The 19,703-nt window shown below is 53.8% G+C and carries 15 protein-coding genes and 1 pseudogene; 6 read left to right on the forward strand and 10 right to left on the reverse strand.

From position 1 onward, the window contains the following. Positions 1-72 precede the first annotated feature (72 nt). The gene (gene ybaL, locus B4923_RS03240) at positions 73-1,758 is read right to left on the reverse strand and encodes a YbaL family putative K(+) efflux transporter (RefSeq protein WP_109052924.1); all 1,686 of its coding nucleotides are present in this window, start codon (positions 1,756-1,758) and stop codon (positions 73-75) included. A gap of 677 nt (positions 1,759-2,435) precedes the next feature. Between ybaL and ushA the strand changes: the two genes are divergently transcribed. After that, positions 2,436-4,088, forward strand: a complete 1,653-nt coding sequence (gene ushA, locus B4923_RS03245) for a bifunctional UDP-sugar hydrolase/5'-nucleotidase UshA (protein ID WP_109052925.1) — start codon at positions 2,436-2,438, stop codon at positions 4,086-4,088. Between the two features lie 81 nt (positions 4,089-4,169). Here ushA and B4923_RS03250 read toward each other — a convergent pair whose 3' ends face one another. The 6 genes from B4923_RS03250 to B4923_RS03275 form a co-directional block, all read right to left on the reverse strand. Beyond that, positions 4,170-5,474, reverse strand: coding sequence for a purine-cytosine permease family protein (locus B4923_RS03250; RefSeq protein ID WP_109052926.1), 1,305 nt, complete (start codon positions 5,472-5,474; stop codon positions 4,170-4,172). Positions 5,475-5,601: 127 nt separating this feature from the next. Further along, positions 5,602-6,579 carry a 5-oxoprolinase subunit C family protein gene (locus B4923_RS03255; protein WP_109052927.1) on the reverse strand — a complete coding sequence of 326 codons (978 nt, stop codon included), beginning with the start codon at positions 6,577-6,579 and terminating at the stop codon, positions 5,602-5,604. Further along, positions 6,569-7,450: a 5-oxoprolinase subunit B family protein gene (locus tag B4923_RS03260; RefSeq protein WP_109052928.1), complete on the reverse strand. Its 882-nt coding sequence runs from the start codon at positions 7,448-7,450 to the stop codon at positions 6,569-6,571. The genes B4923_RS03255 and B4923_RS03260 overlap by 11 nt, the downstream gene beginning before the upstream one ends. Before the next feature lies 1 nt (position 7,451). Next, positions 7,452-8,837 (reverse strand): acetyl-CoA carboxylase biotin carboxylase subunit, encoded by a 1,386-nt coding sequence (locus B4923_RS03265; RefSeq protein WP_109053060.1) that lies wholly within the window; start codon positions 8,835-8,837, stop codon positions 7,452-7,454. Positions 8,838-8,873: 36 nt separating this feature from the next. After that, complete coding sequence (locus B4923_RS03270) at positions 8,874-9,122, reverse strand: acetyl-CoA carboxylase (RefSeq protein ID WP_109052929.1); 249 nt, start codon at positions 9,120-9,122, stop codon at positions 8,874-8,876. A gap of 26 nt (positions 9,123-9,148) precedes the next feature. Further along, a complete protein-coding gene (locus B4923_RS03275; RefSeq protein ID WP_109052930.1) occupies positions 9,149-9,922 on the reverse strand; it encodes a 5-oxoprolinase subunit PxpA in 774 nt (257 codons plus the stop codon). A gap of 127 nt (positions 9,923-10,049) precedes the next feature. On the opposite strand from B4923_RS03275, the gene B4923_RS03280 reads away from it, so the two are divergent. The 4 genes from B4923_RS03280 to yjiA all read left to right on the forward strand — a co-directional run bounded on the left by B4923_RS03280 (position 10,050) and on the right by yjiA (position 14,738). Continuing rightward, the gene (locus tag B4923_RS03280; protein ID WP_109052931.1) at positions 10,050-10,964 is read left to right on the forward strand and encodes a LysR family transcriptional regulator; all 915 of its coding nucleotides are present in this window, start codon (positions 10,050-10,052) and stop codon (positions 10,962-10,964) included. Positions 10,965-11,224: 260 nt separating this feature from the next. Next, positions 11,225-13,378, forward strand: coding sequence for a carbon starvation CstA family protein (locus tag B4923_RS03285; RefSeq protein ID WP_109052932.1), 2,154 nt, complete (start codon positions 11,225-11,227; stop codon positions 13,376-13,378). Positions 13,379-13,524: 146 nt separating this feature from the next. Beyond that, positions 13,525-13,728, forward strand: a complete 204-nt coding sequence (locus B4923_RS03290) for a YbdD/YjiX family protein (RefSeq protein WP_109052933.1) — start codon at positions 13,525-13,527, stop codon at positions 13,726-13,728. 47 nt (positions 13,729-13,775) lie between these two features. After that, a complete protein-coding gene (yjiA, locus tag B4923_RS03295) occupies positions 13,776-14,738 on the forward strand; it encodes a GTPase (RefSeq protein ID WP_109052934.1) in 963 nt (320 codons plus the stop codon). Between the two features lie 82 nt (positions 14,739-14,820). Here yjiA and ybaK read toward each other — a convergent pair. The 3 genes and pseudogenes from ybaK to copA form a co-directional block, all read right to left on the reverse strand. Then, positions 14,821-15,299, reverse strand: a pseudogene (gene ybaK / locus B4923_RS03300) (Cys-tRNA(Pro)/Cys-tRNA(Cys) deacylase YbaK). 31 nt (positions 15,300-15,330) lie between these two features. Further along, the gene (locus B4923_RS03305; protein WP_109052935.1) at positions 15,331-16,134 is read right to left on the reverse strand and encodes a TraB/GumN family protein; all 804 of its coding nucleotides are present in this window, start codon (positions 16,132-16,134) and stop codon (positions 15,331-15,333) included. Positions 16,135-16,372: 238 nt separating this feature from the next. Beyond that, positions 16,373-19,093 carry a copper-exporting P-type ATPase CopA gene (copA, locus tag B4923_RS03310; RefSeq protein WP_109052936.1) on the reverse strand — a complete coding sequence of 907 codons (2,721 nt, stop codon included), beginning with the start codon at positions 19,091-19,093 and terminating at the stop codon, positions 16,373-16,375. 179 nt (positions 19,094-19,272) lie between these two features. Between copA and cueR the strand changes: the two genes are divergently transcribed. Continuing rightward, the gene (gene cueR / locus B4923_RS03315; RefSeq protein ID WP_109052937.1) at positions 19,273-19,701 is read left to right on the forward strand and encodes a Cu(I)-responsive transcriptional regulator; all 429 of its coding nucleotides are present in this window, start codon (positions 19,273-19,275) and stop codon (positions 19,699-19,701) included. Positions 19,702-19,703: the final 2 nt, after the last annotated feature.

The raw sequence follows: 19,703 nt of genomic DNA on the forward strand, positions 1-19,703 counted from the left end.
AAATCAAGGCGGGGATAATCCCGCCTTGTTGCTATGGAAGGCGATCGTCGGAGCAATCGCCCTTACCAGAAATCAGATAGGACATTCCCGCGGAGTCGCCGGCTCTTTATCCAGATTCAGCAATGTGATCATGCTATTGGCTATTTCACGTTCGCCCATCACCACCTCATTGGCGCCATGTTCCGTGATATAGCTGACTTCGTCGTCATAATGCGCGCGGGCAATGATCTCCAGATCGGAGCGCTTTTCCCGTGCGGCGGCCACAATTTCCCCGGCTTCATAACCGTTGGGAATAGTGAGTAACAGCCAACGCGCGCAGTCCAGACGGGCGATTTCCATGATCTCGGGTTTGGTGGCGTTGCCGAGGACAGCCTTGATGCCTTGCTCACGCAGGGCATCGACACGCGAGCGGGAGTTTTCAACCACGACCACTGGAATGCCGACCTGATGCAGTTTAGCGCCAATCAGGCTGCCTACGCGTCCATAGCCGACCAGCAGCGCATGGTTGCATAAATCGACGGGGATCTGTTTCTCTTCCTCAATCGCTTCTTCCACGATCTGCTCTTCAATGGTTTCGTTTTTCGCCAGATAGCGTTCAAGCATTGCAAAGATCAATGGGTTGATCATGATAGAGAGAATTGCCCCGGCCAGCACCAGGCTACGACCTTCCTCTGACAGCAGACCCAGCGCGATGCCGAGACCGGCAAGGATAAAGGCAAATTCGCCGATTTGCGCCAGGCTGGCAGAAATCGTCAACGCGGTGCGCTTGGAGTGACCAAACAACCGCACCAGAATAAATGCGGCGGCCGACTTGCCGAATACAATGATCGCCAGCGTAATCAAGACGGCAATCGGGTCATTGATGAGGATCATCGGGTCGAACAGCATGCCGACGGAAACAAAGAACAGAACCGCGAAGGCATCACGCAGAGGCAAAGTATCGTGTGCCGCCCGCTGACTGAGTTCCGATTCATTCAGCACCACGCCAGCGAAGAATGCGCCCAGAGCAAAAGAAACATCAAACAGTTTAACCGCGCCGAAGGCGATGCCCAGTGCCATGGCAAGCACTGCCAGCGTAAACAGTTCGCGGGAGCCGGTACTGGCGCTTTTCGCCAGTACCCAGGGAACCAGACGACGTCCGACAACAATCATCAGGGTAATAAAGGCAATGACTTTACCGATGGTCCAGGCCAGATCGCGTAGCAGTTTGCCGGTATTCGCGTGTTCCGCACCAATCATGTCACCAAATGCCGGCAGGAGAACCAGCGTTAGCACCATGGCCAGATCTTCAACAATCAGCCAACCGATGGCGATTTGGCCGCGTTGGCTGTCAATTAGCTGTCGCTCTTCCAATGCCCGCAGCAGGACAACGGTACTGGCAGTGGAAAGGCAGAGGCCGAACACCAGACCGCTTGCCAAACTCCAGCCCAGCATGGCCGAAAGCGCCATGCCAAGCAATGTTGCTACGGCGATCTGCGCTATGGCTCCGGGAATTGCGATTGATTTTACCGCCATCAGGTCTTTCAGGGAGAAGTGCAAACCGACGCCAAACATCAAAAGAATAACACCCAACTCCGCCAATTCCGGCGCCAGTGAGGTGTCAGCAACAAATCCTGGCGTAAACGGCCCGACGAGTACACCGGCAACGAGATAGCCAACAAGAGGGGAGATGCGCAGGCGATTCGCCAGAATACCGAGAAGGAAGGCGAGTACCAGCCCTCCGGAAATAGTAGAAATTAGAGGTGTTGCAGCATGCATCCCGACTCCTTGTGCCATGAGGTGAAACGTGAATGAGCGGACTTCTTCTTACCCTTCTTATCTGACGTCGCAGCCAAAACATCATGAGAACATGGTGAATGGCTTCTCACCCGTTGGAATCACCCGATTGTGTAATTCGTTTGTTTTTTCTTGACGGCAAGGCCAGCAACGTCGGCAATATACAAATTCTATTGCATATGGAGAAATCTTGCTTGGGAAAAAATGGTTTTTTGTAAAAAAGGTTAGTTTACCAAGCTATTCATATTGTAACACAGATTTAAACACGGTTTCTCACGATAAGCATTGATAAACATGCGTAATTATTACCATAAAGCGCCTATCTTGGTGAGTATCCCACATGACTTTTCAGCGTATCCGGTAAAACAACGCCATCGTCAGGTCAAAAACCAGAGAAAATAAGGAATAAAGAGCGTGAAAATGGATTATCCCGACGAACTATCCATATTAAGAAGAATTCATGACAACACGAAGACAGCCCGACTGAGTTGACTATCGAAAGAATGGATAAGTGTGCTTGATGAAACACATCTATTATAGAATGTGTGCCGCTTCCTTAAGGGACAACGTCAGATCGGGTTCATCAGTCTGTGCTAGCCTGATTGGCAGGGTTTCTCTATCCACAGTCACTGGGTATTTAAAATAAATGGAGATTTATCATGCGTTTTTCAATAAAAACTCTGGGCTACGCGGTTGCGGTATCGCTGGCGCTGACGTCTACAGGCGCAATGGCCTGGGAAAAAGATAAAACGTATGCCATCACAATATTGCATACAAACGATCATCACGGCCACTTCTGGCAAAATGATTATGGTGAGTATGGGTTGGCGGCACAAAAAACACTGGTTGATCAAATTCGTCAGGACGTCACCAGCAAGGGAGGGAGTGTTCTGTTGCTGTCCGGCGGTGATATCAATACCGGGGTGCCCGAATCGGATTTACAGGATGCCGAGCCGGACTTTCGCGGCATGAATATGGTTGGCTATGATGCGATGGCGCTGGGTAACCACGAGTTTGACAACCCGCTTTCGGTGCTGCGTCAGCAGGAAAAATGGGCCGATTTTCCGCTGCTTTCCGCCAATATTTATCAAAAGAGCACTAATAAACGTCTGTTCAAACCGTATGCCCTGTTTGATAAACAAGGGGTAAAAATCGCTGTTATCGGCCTGACAACCGACGATACCGCCAAACTGGGTAATCCTGAGTATTTTACGGATATCGAATTTCGTCAGCCCGCGGCCGAGGCCAGACAGGTAGTCGATGAATTACGCCAGACGGAAAAGCCGGATGTCATCATCGCGGCGACGCATATGGGCCATTATGACGATGGTCAGCATGGCTCTAATGCGCCGGGTGATGTGGAAATGGCGCGTAGCCTGCCTGCTGGTTACCTTGACATGATTGTCGGCGGCCATTCGCAGGACCCGCTTTGTATGGCCAGCGAAAATAAAAAACAGGTGGATTATGTGCCTGGTACGCCCTGTGCTCCGGATCGTCAAAATGGAATCTGGATTGTTCAGGCACATGAATGGGGTAAATATGTCGGCCGTGCAGATTTCACTTTCCGCAATGGCGAGTTGAAACTGGATCACTACCAGCTTATTCCGGTCAACCTGAAGAAAAAAGTCGAGCAAGCGGACGGAAAAAGTGAACGCGTTTACTACACGCAGGAAATTGCGCAAGACCCTTCCGTGCTGAACATGCTGACGCCCTTCCAGGAAAAAGGTCAGGCGCAACTGGATGTGAAAGTCGGCAGCGTCAACGGAAAACTGGAGGGCGATCGTAGTCAGGTTCGTTTCCATCAGACCAATTTGGCCCGGGTGCTGTTGTCCGCCCAGCTTGAGCGTGCGAACGCAGATTTTGCCGTCATGAGCGGCGGCGGCGTGCGAGACTCCATTGAATCCGGAGATATCACGTATAAAAGTGTGCTGAAAGTGCAGCCTTTTGCCAACACGCTGGTTTATGTCGATATGAAAGGCAGCGAAGTGGAAAAGTATCTGGCGGTGGTCGCCAATAAAAAGGTCGATTCCGGTGCGTATGCTCAGTTCCTTAACGTCAGCCTGATTGCCGACGGTGAGGGCGTGCAGGACATTAAAATCAAAGGGGAACCGTTGCAGGCAAATAACGTCTACCGTATGGCTACGCTGAATTTTAACGCGTTGGGCGGGGATGGGTATCCGCGTATTGATCGTTTACCCAGCTACGTGAATACCGGATTTATCGATGCTGAAGTCCTGAAACAGTACATTGAAAAACACTCTCCGCTGGATGCCGCGGCGTATGAACCGCGAGGCGAGATTGTTTATAAATAGTCAATCGTCGTCGTTAGAGACAGACTGCTGAAAACGCAGTCTGTCTCTACCAACTTTTTCCGTTTCTGCCGCTGGCCGGGACTAAGCGGATTTTTGGCGCGGCCAGAAGCTGTACAGCAGTAGCGCAATGGCGAAGGTCGCCGGCGCGGAAAACGATTGCCACACGTCGCTGCCGTGCATCAGTACGATGCCTGCGGCGACGCTTAAAAACCAGGCGCTAAGTCCTCGCAGGCTGAAGGTCTGTTCAGCCGGTTGAGACGGCGCCCGACCGACAAAAAAGATATGCCCCAGCGCCACGCCGACCCAGGCCACCACAAATACCCCCTGATACGCTAATGCCTGTAGAATGTAGGCGAAAATATTCGCCAGCATCAGCACATAAACGACCGCGCCGACAATGCATGCCCACACGATTTTTTGGTAGCGGATGCGGAACAGGCGATCGAAAAACACCTGCATATTCACCGTTGCCAGATAATAATTGGCGGTGTTGATGCGCGTCTGGCTGACCCAGACAAACAGCAATCCCCATAGCCCCAGTAAGTTCAGGATGGCGACCACCACCGAGATTTCACTCACGCCGCCCTGTTGTTCAAAGCTGCTGACCAGATAAATACCCGCCACGCCGTTCAGCAGGAACGTGATCAGGTAGAACGGCATGCCAAAGTTAAACTGCGCATGATAGTCGCTGTCCTTCTGTTTGCCGAAGCGTGCATAGTCGAAGGTATACATCATCAGGATCCAGACCCCCATATAGTAGGTGAAGCAGTTCCACCATCCGTAAGCCGGCGGCGAGTCCGGTCCGAATTCCAGCCATTGCGGCTGATAACCATAATAGTTAATCGCGACCAGCACGGTGAGCAGCAGACCGATCAGGTAAAATGGCAGCAAAACGCCGTTAAACTTATCCAGCCAGTGTTGTACGCTGCCGAAAATCAGCGGCACGCTGTAGAGCACCACGATCAGCGCCGCCCAGTAGTAGGGCAGTTGCGGGAAGAGATGGTTAAGGGCAAAGGCGATGACCGACCCTTCAAAAACCGCGTAATAGATGGCGGTCGAGAAGAAAATCAGTGTCGCCAGCGCCGAACCAAGCCGTCCGAACAGCAGGTTGGAAAACAGCGCGACGGATAAACCGCTGCGAATGGCAAAACGGCTGATGGCCGCATTAATCAGCCCATAGCTGATGACGGAGAGCACCATGCCGATAATGGCGTTTCTGGCCCCGTAATTTAACGCCAGAGAAGCCCCGACCACGATATAGAAAATGGCGCTGCACACGGCCCACCAGGCCATGGTTAAAGAAAGTTTTCCCATCCGTTCTGCGTCGGTGACGGTTTCGGCGGATGTGGCATCATGCGAACCTTCAATTTGAGATAGATCAGCCATTGTAAACCTCCGGAAAGCAGGCATACCTGTCGGATGACAGGGCCCGATTGAGAGCATCAATTAAGGACGAACAGATCCACCGTCCGGACGATGCCAAACGGGACAGACGCCCGGTATAAAGGCAGGTTCAGTTCACAAACAGATGTTCAAGCTGTGCCAGACGCTGGCGATAGCGTTGTCGCGCGTCCAGCGCGTCTTCCAGTGATACGGCGACAAAACGTGCCCGGTAATTGGGCTGCAACTGCCCGACAAGATCCAAATCGGCGCTGATCACCGTACCCAGCGTCATATATCCCCCACCGGAAACCGCATCACGCAGCAGGACAATTGGTTCGAGTCCTCCTGGAACCTGGATTGAACCAATCGGGTAGCAGGCATCCACGATATTGGAGGGATCGGAACCCGCGCCAAAAGGGGGTGTTCGGGGCTGGAAGGCCAGCGGCGATCCGCCTTTCAGCCGATAGCCGATACGGTCAGCCTCTGTGCCCACGGACCAGCTATCGGTAAAAAACTGTTCTGCGGCCTGCGGGAGCAGACGATGGATATACAACCCCGGCACCATGCGCAGCGTAACGTCCTTGCTGAATACCGGCAGATAATCCGCTGGTACGGTGGCGCCCGGTGCGACTCGTTTTTCGGGTATCCCGATGGGCAACGCGTCATTAGCGGCGAGACGACGCCCCTGAAATCCACCCAGCGCCCCCAGCGTATAGGTTGAACGGCTTCCCAATACCTCCGGTACGTCGATACCGCCCGCTACCGCCAGATAACTCCGGCAACCCGCGGTGGCGTAGCCAAAACGCAGAACTTGTCCCGCCTTGACGCTAAAGGCGGTATGCATAGGCATCTCTTCGCCATCCAGCCGCGGTTTCATGTTCGCGCCGCAAAGGGCTACCAGACTGTCGGCCGTAAATTTCAGTTCGGGCCCCAGTAGCGTTAGCTCAAGTACGGCTGCGGACGCGTTGTTTCCCACCAGCAGGTTAGCCATGCGCAGGGAATACTGATCCAGACCGCCAGAAGGGGGAATGCCGAGATGGTAATAGCCTTCCCGTCCCGTATCCTGCACGGAGGTCGCCAGTCCGGGTTTTAGGACATTAATCTGCATATAGCACCTCCTGAAGATAGTGTTTATACCGAGTGGGATCGGCGACAAACTTATCCAGCTCAAACGTCACCGGGCGGATACGTAAAGCGAACGTTCCCTGCTCGACCGCCTGCACGTCCTGCTCATAGTGCTGCGGGTCAATGGGTTTGAACTGCACGATATCGCCGGTACGGAAAAACACGAGCGACTCCTGAAAATAGTCCAGCGTTTGCGCGGGATCGTAAATCGGCGCGGGCGTCACCCCAAACAGTTGATAGCCGCCCGCACCGCGCACGGAGTAAATGCAGCCGAAACAGCCGCCGTGTCCCACCGACAGACGAGGCGTATCGGTGCGGGGCCGTAGATATTTAGGGACCTGAAGCTGTTTTTGCTGTTCCGCCATCTGAAACATGAAGGGTAAACCGGCGACGAATCCTACCATCGAGACAAACCACGGCGTGCCGCTGTGGGCATCAATAAATGCGTTGATATCCTGATAGCCGTTGATGCGGGCGGCGTATTCCAGATCGGTTGCGCTGGGGTCCTGATGGCGATCGCGAAAACGCATCAGCGTCTCCCGGGTCCAGGGATCGTTGTATAACACCGGAATTTCAATGATGCGGGTCTCAAGTCGGTTAACGCTCTGCGCCTGGCTTTCCGTCCGTTGTACCGTTTCCAGCAGCGTCTGAGGTGAAACGATATCCGGATTAAACCGGATCTGAAACGACGCGTTGGCTAGGCAAATGTCCAGAATGCCGGGGATCGCCAACTGTTCAACCGCGCGGGTGATGGCCAGACCGCGAAAGAACGCGGATAGCGACATGGCTTCATCGATTTCAGCAAAAAGATGCTCATCACCACCAAAACTGTAACGAATGGCAGAGTTTTCCATATCAGGCCTCCCGGAAAAGCGGCGTCTTGGTTGATGCCCGTTGTTGTAACCAGCCTTCCAGAGAGGTGGTATCAAACTGTCCGGCTCGCAGACGCGGGTCCGCGATCAGCCATTGATGCAGGGACTGGGTAGTGTGGATGCCGGTAAGGCGCAACTGTCGTAATGCCTGTTCGGCCCGAGCCAGCATCTGTTGACGATCGCGTCCGTGCACCACCAGTTTCGCCAGCAGGGAATCGTAATAGGGCGGAATGCGATAGCCGCTGAAGAGATGGCTATCAATACGAATCCCTTCCCCCTGCGGCCACACCAGCTTGTCGATAACGCCGGGGCAGGGGAAAAAGTTCCGATCCGGATCTTCGGCATTGATGCGCATCTCGCAGGCGTTGCCGCTGAGTGCGATCGCTTCCTGACGCAGACTGAGCTTTTCGCCTTGTGCAATTCTAAGCATCCACTGCACCAGATCGACGCCAGTGACCATCTCCGTGACCGGGTGCTCTACCTGAATGCGGGTGTTCATTTCAATGAAGTAGAACTTTCCGCTATCCTCGTCAAACAGGTATTCCAGCGTTCCCGCTCCCCGGTAGCGTAGCTGTTGCGCCAGTTTCAATGCGCTGTGGCAAATGGCTTCGCGCTGTTCTGGTGAGAGTGCTGACGAGGGCGCTTCCTCAAAGATCTTTTGCCGTCGGCGTTGCAGCGAGCATTCTCGTTCATACAGATGCACGACGCGTTCGCCGTCGCCGAGTATTTGTACTTCAATATGCCGTGCATGCTGGATAAAACGTTCCAGATAGACATCACCGCAGCCAAAGGCGGCCGTTGATTCGTGGCGGGCGAGGGGGAAATCACGCACCAGTTCCGCCTCATCGGCGACCACCCGAATGCCGCGTCCGCCGCCGCCGGCCGCCGCTTTTATCAGCAGCGGGTAGCCAATCTCTTCCGCACTGCGTAGGGCCTGTTCGAGATTGGCCAGCGCCTCTGAGCCGGGCACGACCGGCACGCCTGCCGTCTGTGCGGTGAGTCTGGCGATGGCCTTATCCCCCATCATCCTGATGGTTTGCGGTGCCGGTCCGATAAACAGCAGACCCGCCTGTTCAACCGCCTGGGCAAAGTCAGCGTTCTCAGAAAGAAAACCGTATCCTGGATGAATGGCGTTGGCGCCGCAGTGGTGGGCTCCCTGGAGTAGCGCTTCCTGATTCAGATAACTTTGGTCGGCACGCGCCGGACCAAGAATGCAGACCTCATCGGCAATACGTGCAGGCAGCGAATCCGTGTCCGCTTCGCTGCACGCCGCCACCGTCGGAATACCCAGACTTTTGGCCGCGTGAATGATGCGTAGCGCTATTTCACCGCGATTGGCGATAAGTAGTTTTTTTATTGGTATTTTCACCTTCTTCATCTCCTCAGAAAAACGTAACTATTGTCGTTATGTATTCGTTTTTATGATGGCTATTACCTGTCCTGGTTCGATCGCTTCACCGTTATTGACGTTAAACGATATTAATTGTCCGGCTTGTTCAGCATAAACTTCACTGAATTGTTTCATGACTTCAATTAAACCAATTATCGTGTTTTCAGTGACAGCCTCGTTTTCCTCAATAAAAACGGCGGCATCCGGCGCGGGCTGTCGATAAAAAACACCGGGCAAAGGCGAACACACCTCATATTCTTTCATCGTTAATTCTCCTTATCTTTATTAAATTAAGTCATGGCTATACCTGGGGATTTAACATGAATATCCGCTTGGTTAAGTCGCTCCCGCGTACGTTTAATTAATGCCAGCGCGCTGGGCGTATCGCTGTGAATGCAGATTGAATCAAATTCGACAGTAATATCATTGCCTTCAATGGTGCGGACTTTGCCTTCCTGACAGGCGCGCAGGACTTTTTTTGCCACCTGTTCAGGATCGAGTGCTCCCATGCGGCGGATAAACACGATCGAACCGCTGTCGTCATATTCTCTGTCGCCATAAAATTCACAGATAACAGGGTGTTGTATCTTTTTTGCTTCCTGCCATATCGCAGAACCATGCAGGCAGAACAGCAGCAAATTGGGTGCCAGCGTATGCAGCGTTTCCACAAATAATTGCGCGGCGGCCTGATCCCGCGCGAGATGCATATACAGTGCGCCGTGCGGCTTTATATGTTGCAACGGTAGCTGATGAAGCGTGGAAAATTCACGTAATGCGCCTAATTGATAAATAATGTCGTTGGTGAGTTCCTGGGGTTGAATATTAATATTGCGGCGTCCGAAACCCACTAAATCACGGAACCCTGGGTGAGCGCCAATCGCGACGCCATGAGATTTTGCCAAGGCAATGGTTTGGCTCATGGTATTCGGATCGCCGGCATGAAAACCGGTGGCAATATTGGCAGAACTTATATAAGACATTATTTCTTTATCGACGTTATCGCCAATTGTCCACGGGCCAAAGTTCTCCCCCATATCGGAATTTAGATCGACTTTATATTTCATAATTATTTCTTATTTGTAATGGCTTTGTTTAAAAATAATATAGAGTGAATTTTTTCCATTCGGAAAGAAGTATTTTCAGATGAATGTGTATCTGAAAAACAGAACGCTTAAAATATAAGGGAACGCTATGATCACATTTCGTCAGATTCGATATTTTGTGGCCACTGCCGAAATGGGCCAAATATCTCAGGCGGCTATTCAGTTGAATATTTCACAGTCAGCGGTCACCACGGCGATTCAGGAACTGGAGCACATGTTGGGAAAACCGCTGTTCCTGCGATCGGTTCACGGTATGACGCTGACCGAAAATGGCAGTTACTTTCTGAATCACGCCTATTCCATTTTGCGCAGCGTTGACGATGCGATGAGGATGCCTCTCACGGATAACCGTATCAACGGAACGCTGAATATGGCGGCGAGTTATACGGTAATGGGCTATTTTCTGCCGTTTCATCTGCAACGCCTGTCCTATGGTTTTCCGCATATCACCATCAATCTGAATGAACGGGAACGCAGTGATATTGAACAGGGGCTGCTCAATCGTGCCTTTGATATCTCGCTGGTATTGACTGATAACCTTACTCACCCGGAAATTGTTTCGGAAAAATTGTTTAATTCCGAGCGGCGCTTGTGGTTACCCAGTCGTCATCCGCTGTGTAAAAAGCCGGAAGTGAGTCTGGCTGATGTCGAGAAAGAGCCTTTCATCATGCTCACGGTCGATGAAGCGGATCACAGCGCCATGCGCTATTGGGATTTGAGCGGATATCGGCCGCGTACCATGCTGCGGACCAGTTCGGTAGAAGCCGTGCGCAGCATGGTGGCTAATGGGCTGGGCGTGGCTATTTTATCGGATCTGGTTTACCGGCCCTGGTCGCTGGAAGGGCGGCGTATCGAAACCCGCTCCCTGAAAGATGTCGTGCACCCGATGAGTGTCGGGCTTGCCTGGCGCCGTGATGCGGATTTTACCCCGGCGATGCAGGCTATGCGCGAATATTTCCGCAGTGTGTTCCTGACGCCGCAACTGAATGTGTCACGACGCTGATATCGATGTCGCTATCGGCGCTTTGCCTGCGGGTATTTCCCGCGAACCGCTCACCGGGCGATTCTAACCGCTTAGCTCGCTATTCTGCCTCCTACTCAAATACCCACCGTCCCCCCCCACGCGATGCCGTAATGTGCCGCCATTATTTTCTGTATCCGAACGAGGCGATAACCCGTGTTATCGCATGAGGTGTTACCAGGGTTTACCTTTCCACAGCTAACTAAATCAAACAATGACGATTTTCAATTGAAGGATGTCTTATGAAGAGCAGTACTATTCTTAAACACATCCCCTGGATGATCCTTGGGGTCATAGGGGCTGCCTGTCTTGGCGTAGTCGCACTGCGCCGCGGCGAGCATGTCAGTGCGTTATGGATTATTGTCGCTTCTGTCGCCGTCTACCTTGTGGCTTACCGATACTACAGCTTGTATATCGCGCAAAAAGTCATGCAGTTGGATCCGACCAGAGCGACGCCGGCCGTGGTCAATAACGACGGCCTTAACTATGTTCCGACCAACCGCAATGTGCTATTTGGGCACCACTTTGCCGCTATCGCGGGCGCGGGTCCGCTGGTTGGGCCGGTACTGGCCGCGCAGGTTGGTTATCTGCCGGGCACGCTGTGGCTGCTGGGCGGCGTGGTGCTGGCGGGTGCCGTTCAGGACTTCATGGTGCTGTTCATTTCGACCCGTCGTAACGGCGCGTCGTTAGGCGAAATCGTTAAGAAAGAGCTGGGTCCGATTCCAGGCACGATCGCACTGTTTGGCTGCTTCCTTATCATGATCATCATTCTGGCCGTACTGGCATTGATTGTGGTTAAAGCGCTGGCAGAAAGTCCGTGGGGGGTGTTCACCGTGTGTTCCACGGTGCCGATCGCGCTGTTTATGGGCATTTACATGCGCTTTATCCGTCCGGGCCGCGTTGGCGAAGTTTCGGTTATCGGGATTGTGCTGCTGGTGCTGGCGATCTGGTTTGGTGGCGTTGTCGCGCATGACCCGTACTGGGGTCCGGCGTTGACCTTCAAAGACACCACCATCACCTATACGCTGATTGGCTACGCCTTTGTTTCCGCGCTGCTGCCGGTATGGCTGATTCTGGCGCCGCGTGACTATCTGGCCACTTTCCTGAAAATCGGGGTTATCGTCGGTCTGGCTATCGGCATCGTGATCCTGAACCCGGATCTGAAAATGCCTGCGGTGACGCAGTTTGTGGATGGCACCGGCCCGGTATGGAAAGGCACGCTGTTCCCATTCCTGTTTATCACCATTGCCTGTGGCGCGGTCTCTGGCTTCCACGCGCTGATTGCTTCCGGTACGACGCCGAAACTGCTGGCTAACGAAATGGATGCGCGTTTCATCGGCTATGGCGCCATGTTGATGGAGTCCTTCGTCGCGGTAATGGCGCTGGTTGCGGCCTCTATTATCGAACCGGGTCTGTACTTTGCGATGAACACCCCGCCTGCGGCGTTGGGTATCACCATGCCGGATCTGCACCGACTGGGTACGGCCGATGCGCCGATGATCCTGTCACAGTTGCAGGATGTTTCCGCGCACGCTGCTGCGACGGTCAGTTCCTGGGGCTTTGTCATTTCTCCTGAGCAAATCCTGCAAACGGCGAAAGACATTGGTGAACCTTCTGTTCTGAACCGTGCGGGTGGCGCGCCGACGCTGGCGGTGGGTATTGCGTACGTGTTCCATCAGATCATTCCAGGCGCCGACATGGGTTTCTGGTATCACTTCGGTATCCTGTTTGAGGCGCTGTTCATTCTGACCGCACTGGATGCGGGTACGCGTGCCGGCCGCTTTATGTTGCAGGATCTGCTGGGCAACTTTGTTCCATTCCTGAAGAAAACCGACTCGCTGGTGGCGGGTATCATCGGTACGGCTGGTTGCGTGGGGCTGTGGGGTTACCTGCTGTATCAGGGCGTTGTCGATCCGCTGGGCGGCGTGAAGAGCCTGTGGCCGCTGTTCGGTATCTCTAACCAGATGCTGGCGGCTGTGGCGCTGGTATTGGGTACGGTTATCCTGATTAAGATGAAACGTGCGCAGTACATCTGGGTGACGTTAGTACCGGCTATCTGGCTGCTGATCTGCACCACCTGGGCGCTGGGCCTGAAACTGTTCAGTGATAATCCGCAGTTGGAAGGCTTCTTCTATATGGCCAACATGTTCAAAGGCAAGATCGCCGAAGGCGGCGCCGATCTGAGCGCGCAGCAGATTGCGAACATGAACCATATTGTGACCAACAACTACACCAACGCGGGTCTGAGCATTCTGTTCCTGATCGTGGTGTACAGCATTATCGCGTACGGTATCAAAGCCGCGCTGGAAGCCCGGAAAGCGCCGGGGCGTACGGATCAGGAAACGCCGTATGTGCCGGTTCCTGAAGGTGGCGTGAAAGTTTCTTCCGGTCACTAAGTATCACTATCCCGTCAGATTTTGAGAGACGGCCAGCACGGTCGGAACGCAAAAGATGACGGGTATGTCTACCCTGTATAATGTATAACGTTATACAGGGTATTTTTCATATAGCGACCGTCGTTTGCGGTGGCCCGGAGGTGATAATGTTTGGCAATCTGGGAAAAGCAGGAAAGTATTTGGGCCAGGCGGCGCGTATGCTGGTTGGTATGCCGGACTACGATACCTATGTGCAGCATATGCAGACTAACCACCCTGATAAACCGATGATGACTTACGAAGAATTTTTCCGCGAGCGCCAGCAGGCGCGTTATGGCGGAGATGGCAAAGGCGGGATGCGTTGTTGTTAACAAATAAATGGTTAACAAAATAAGCTGTTGGCAAATCGGGAGCAGTTATGACTCAACCACTCTATGTAACCATACTTACCGGCTTTCTGGGCGCGGGCAAAACCACGTTGTTACGCCATATTCTGAATGCCGATCATGGTTACAAGATTGCCGTAATTGAAAATGAATTTGGTGAAGTACCGATTGATAATGCGCTGATTGGCGAGCGGGCAAGCCAAATCACGACGCTGAGCAACGGCTGTATCTGCTGTAGCCAGGCGAATGAACTGGCGGACGCGTTGCTTGATCTGTTGGATGGCGTTGATAGCGGCAAGCTGGATTTCGATCACGTCATCATTGAATGTACCGGCATGGCCGATCCTGGTCCGGTGGCGCAGACGTTCTTCTCCCATGAGGTGCTCTGCGAGCGCTTTGTGCTGGACGGCATTATTACGCTGGTTGATGCGGTACATGCTCAGCAGCAGCTCGATCAATTTACTATTGCCCAGTCGCAGATTGGCTACGCCGATCGGATTCTGCTGACGAAAACCGATGTGGCGGGCGAAGATGATACCTTGCTTGCGCGCCTCCAGCGTATCAATGCCCGCGCGCCGATCTATCCGGTGATACATGGCGATATCGATCTGGGCGTGTTGTTCAATATCGAAGGCTTTATCCTTAATGACAAGCTGGCGGTGAAAACACCGGTGTTTCGCTTTATCGCGCCGACGGAAAACAATGTTCAGTCGATAGTCGTGTATCTGGATAAACCGGTTGAACTGCCAGCCGTATCGGATGTGATGGAGAACCTGCTATTGCAGTTTTCCGATAACCTGTTGCGTTACAAAGGCATTCTGTCTATCAACGATGATGCCCGCCGCCTGCTGTTTCAGGGCGTTCAGCGTTTGTATAGCGCTGACTGGGACAGAGAATGGCAGGACGGCGAGGAAAGGCAAAGCGTGCTGGTCTTCATTGGTCAGGATCTTCCTGAACAGGAAATTCGCGACGCATTTGCTCGTCTGACGGCATAAATGATCCTCCTTGTCGCTGGCCTTGTCAGGTCAGCGATGCGCTTTCTCTCTTGACATCTTCTTGCCCGGCATACCCGGTTGATCAATCGTGTTTGGCGATATCGGCGAAGGTGGCGCGTAACAGACGCGCCAAATCATCGGCGGCCAGCTCGATATCCAGCCCGCGTTGCCACCCGAAATAAAAATCGTACTGAACTGGCGAGCCGGTTCGTCAATCACGGTGGGCAACAGTTTTTTCTGTCCCAGTGGACTGATGCCCCCCACCAGATAACCGGTGACCCGTTGAGCAATGGCCGGATCGGCCATATCGGCTTTTTTCGCCGAGAGGGCACGTGCCACTTTCTTTAAATCCAGCATTCCGGCAACCGGCGTCACGGCCACCGCCAGATTTTTGGCGTCGCCATTCAGTGAAACCAGCAGCGTTTTATAAACCTGTTCTTTATTTAATCCCAGTTTTTGAGCGGCTTCTTCGCCAAAGTTCGTTTCTTCACTGTCGTGGTGATAGCTATGCAGCGTAAAAGCAATCTTGTTTTTCTCTAAGAGTTTTACTGCCGGTGTCATGATTCAAATATCCTTACGGGCGACGTTTCGCTCAATTTGCCTGTAACAAGGTCGGTAGGTTGTCATCACCATATAAATGCAGCGCGCCCACGGCAACCACATAGTTACCGGAAGGCAGCGCCTGAAGTTGTTTCTGCCAGCGACGGTTGCGCTGATTCATCAACAAATCGGTCATTTCATTGCTGAACGTGGCCGGCATCTCCGGTGGGAGCTTGCCGGGCTTACGCTCCAGCCACCAGCCAATCATCGTTTGCAGCAGACGGGCGTTGGTGTGCCAGTGCCTGATCGTATCTTCCAGCAACAGCAGTCCGCCCTGTGGCAACTGCTGTAACAGCGCGATCTGGGTATCCTGTCCCTCAAGCTCGATGATGGGCAAGCCTTGAGATTTTGCCGCCGTAATCAGTTGATAATCAATGCCGTAATCGGGTCTGAGCCCCAGTCTCTGAGCCTGATGCGCCTGTAACATCAGAGCGGCCTGCCAGGCTGGCAAATGGTCGATGGTGTTTTCACCGATCGGCAGCGATTCGCAGATTTGCTGTAATTGATGATAGTCGGCCGGATTCAGCCGCTGTGAAAGTGGAACGTCGATTTCCGACGGTGCAAAAGGAAAACCGGTATCCGAGATGTCTGCTTCGACAATCAGGGCGGTGGCACGCTGTAGCTGTTGCAGCAGTTCGCCGGGTAATGGCGACATATCCAGACTGCCCATATGAATACTGCCAACCAGGTGAAACTGGCGTTCGTTCGCAAGTTGAACATCGATCGCGGGATAGGCATAAGTCAGCGGCGAAATAAACCCAAGGAACGTCGCTATCCTGCGCAGTTGCTGCCACATAAATTCTGTCTCCGGACGTGAAGAACCCTATGCTAAACGCTAATGCAATCAAGTTGTACTGGTTATCGGATGAAAAATGCAGATGCGGGTAAATCGGGTGGCAAATCAGGGCAGGGGGCCGTTACGTCTGGCTGCGTCCGCCGTACTCGGGTCGTCATGCCTGCGCACAAAAACAGGTTCAGTGTCGTTGTGCGCAGGGACAATGTTGTTGCATATGGCTTTATGCCGGTAAAGCCGATCACGACTTCGGTTTGAAGCGCAATAACCGATTGGCGTTACTGACGACGGTAATGGATGACAATGCCATCGCCGCGCCGGCAACGACCGGGCTCAACAGCGTACCCGTCAGCGGATAGAGCACGCCGGCTGCAATGGGAATACCGAGCGAGTTATAGATAAAGGCCCCCAGCAGGTTCTGTTTCATATTACTCAGCGTGGCTCTGGAAAGGGCCAGCGCGTCGGCAACGCCGTGCAGGCTGTGGCGCATCAGGGTAATGGCCGCGGTTTCGATAGCAATATCGCTGCCGCCTCCCATGGCGATCCCTACGTCAGCCTGCGCCAGCGCAGGCGCATCATTAATGCCGTCGCCAATCATGGCCACGCGTTTCCCCTGTGCTTGCAGCTTTTTGATGGCGTCAGCTTTGCCGTCCGGCAGAACGCCGGCAATCACCCGATCGATTCCGGCGTCTTTGGCGATGGCATTCGCCGTCAGCGGATTATCACCCGTCAGCATGACCAACTGGTAACCTTGCTGATGCAGACGTTGCAGCGCCGTAACGCTGTCCTGACGTAGCGGATCCTGAATGGAAAACACGGCGGCAATATGACCGTTTGCCGCCAGCAGCACGGGGGTAATACCACGCCGCGCCTGCTCATTAATCCAGCTCTCTCCGGCCTCGATATCTATCTGATGCTGTTTTAGCAGCGCCGGATTGCCGAGTAACAGCGAGTCATCGCCGATGTCGCCACTGACGCCAAGGCCGCGAAGGGTCCGGAACTGTTCAACCGCTGTCAACGGCGATTCTGCGGCCCGTTCGACCAGCGCTTTAGCCAGCGGGTGGCTGGAACCCTGCTCCAGCGATGCCGCCCAGATCAGCGCCTGTTGTTCGGTTATCGACCCAAACGTATGCACATCGACGACGCGCGGCTGCCCTTCAGTGAGCGTGCCGGTTTTATCGAACACCAGAACGTCCAGTTTACTGGCCTGTTGCAGAGCGTCGGCATCCCGAACCAGCACGCCCAGTTCTGCCGCACGACCAACGCCGGAAATGATCGACATCGGCGTTGCCAATCCAAGCGCGCACGGGCAGGCGATGATCAGAACCGTCGTGGCAATGACCAGCGTATAGACGATTTGTGGCGGCGGCCCGACGAAATACCAGATTGCACCGCTGATGATGGCAATCGCGACCACGACGGGCACAAACACCGCAGAAATACGGTCGGCCAGTTGGCCGATCGCCGGTTTGCTGCTCTGCGCCTGCCTGACCAACCGGATGATGCGTGACAGCGTGGTTTGATTGCCGATGGCATCCGCCCGGAATAATGCGCTGCCATCGGCGACCAGCGTACCGGCATGCACCGTATCACCGCGGGCTTTCTGCTGAGGAATGGGTTCGCCGGTCAACATGGCTTCATCGACCCACAATTCCCCTTGCAGGATTTCGCCGTCAACAGGAATGCGATCGCCCGTTGTCAGTCTCAGCGTCATTCCGGCCTGCACGTCGGACAGCGGGATGGTTTTCTCTCCGTCCGGCGTGACAACGCGGGCGCCCGGCGGCGTCAGGTCCAACAGCCTTTCCAGCGCGCGTGAAGAACGTTGGCGGGCACGCTGTTCCAGAGCATGGCCGAGATTAATCAGACCGATAATCATGGCGCTGGCTTCATAGTAGAGATGGCGCGCCGCCATAGGAAACACGTCCGGCCACATGTTGACGGTAATGGAATAGAGCCAGGCGGCGCCGGTGCCGAGTGCGACCAGCGTATCCATCGTTGCGCCGCCATTTTTCAGGCTACGCCAGGCGTTGCGATAGAAATGTCCTCCGGCGAAAATCATCACGGCCAGCGTCAGCAGACCGACCACCAGCCACGGCGTGCGGCTTTCCGGCGTCAGCGTCATGCTGCCGCCCAGCACGCCCCAGATCATCAGCGGTACGCCCAATAGCAGGCCTAATGCGGCCTGCCATTGGAAGCGGCGGATGTTTTGTTGCGCGGTTTCCTGCTGACGTGCCCGGCGTTCGTCTTCATCCAGAATGATTTCTGCGCCATAGCCTGCCTGTTCAACCGCCGCAATCAAGGCTTGGTGTGTGGCGTGTCCGCTGACCAGCGCGCTGCGTTCCGCCAGATTGACGCGTGCCTGCGTCACGCCTTCGACATTCAGCAAAGCATGCTGAACGCGGTTAACGCAGCTGGCGCAGCTCATGCCCTGAAGCAGAAGCTGTACGCTGTCATCATGATCGCTATCCGCGGTGAGCGTTGCCGGAAGATCGTTCTGGGCCGCTGGCAGCGCTTCCGGCGCGATCGCTACCTGTGCCAGCGGCTCAGTTTTTGGGTGAGCGGTTTCCAGTACGCTGGCCTGATAGCCGGCCTGTTCGACGGCATTAACCAGGGCGACAGCGTCAGCATCGCCATAGATTTGGGCCTGTTCTTTTGACACTTCAGTCGCGATAACGCCCGGAACGGCTTCCAGAGCCTTGCGCGTGGAAGCCACGCAGTGATTGCAGCTTAACCCTGAAAGCTGTAATGAAACATCGGGCGTGGTGGCGCGATTGGCTTCATAGCCCGCCTGCTCGATACTGTGAATCAGTGCCTGCACATCCGTATCGCCGGTGATTCTGGCGTAGTTGAGCGTGACCTCGGCCTGTTCGACGTCAGGCATCGCTTCCAGCGTTTTTTTGACTCGTTGTATACAATGTCCACAGGTGAGACCCTGTAATGACAAGACGGTCGTTTGTGACATAATCTTCTTCTCCTGTGAGTTCAGCCGTGGTTAACGGTGGACTTCATCTTGTAGTCTTTCAGGTTGCGGAAAAAAGACAGTGGAAAAAGATAAAACCATGTATCTCGATCGGCTGTCTGATTTCTGTGACTGTTGAACAGGTTAAACCTTCCAGCAAGGGGAGGGTCAAGGGGGAAATGATGAATATCAGCGATGTGGCAAAAAAAACCGGCCTCACCAGTAAAACGATTCGTTTCTATGAAGAGAAAGCGTTGATGACGGCACCGCTACGTTCTGAAAACGGCTATCGTAGCTATGATGCTCATCATGTCGAAGAACTTACTCTGCTGCGTCAGGCTCGCCAGGTGGGGTTTAATCTGGATGAGTGCCGGGAGCTGGTGGCGCTGTTTAACGATCCTTTGCGACACAGCGCAGACGTTAAAGCCCGCACCATGCAGAAAGTACATGAAATTGAAGTGCATATTGAAGAACTGAAAGCGATGCGCCAGCGTTTACTGCTTTTGGCGGAACAATGTCCGGGCGACAGCGGCACGGATTGCCCGATCATCGACAATCTTGCAGGGTGTTGCCATACGGAAGGAACGTATCCTTCCGATAATGACGACTGAGA

The organism is Brenneria roseae subsp. americana (genome assembly GCF_003115815.1).
GTDB classification, from domain to species: Bacteria; Pseudomonadota; Gammaproteobacteria; order Enterobacterales; family Enterobacteriaceae; genus Brenneria; species Brenneria roseae.